The sequence below is a fragment of the Priestia sp. SIMBA_032 genome (assembly GCF_046535215.1).
In the GTDB taxonomy this organism is placed as follows: domain Bacteria; phylum Bacillota; class Bacilli; order Bacillales; family Bacillaceae_H; genus Priestia; species Priestia aryabhattai.
The window spans coordinates 1-274 of the sequence record NZ_JAWRXD010000595.1 but is presented as its reverse complement, the minus strand read 5'-3'; the positions used below and the strand labels follow the sequence as shown (position 1 = coordinate 274).

Below are 274 nucleotides of genomic sequence, written 5' to 3'. Positions count from 1 at the left end.
CGGGTCTATCCGGGCTTCCTGCAGCTCGCCGGCTTCATGCAGATGAACCTGGACCGGCATGTCGACGCCCATTTCGAGGTCTTCCATCACCTGGTCGAGGGCGACGGCGACAGCGCGGCCGACAAGCTCGCCTTCTACGAGGAATACCGCGCCGTGATGGATCTCACGGCGGAGTTCTATCTCCAGACCGTCGATCTCGTGTTCAAGCAGCACGCGTTGCCGAAGGGCGAGATGGTCTCCCGCGGGCGCCCGGTCGATCCGTCCGCCATCCGGC

1 pseudogene is annotated in these 274 nt (G+C 65.0%); it reads left to right on the top strand.

Annotated features, from left to right (window positions below):
* A pseudogene (locus SB717_RS35650) lies at positions 1-274 on the top strand (polyhydroxyalkanoate depolymerase); the annotation flags it as partial.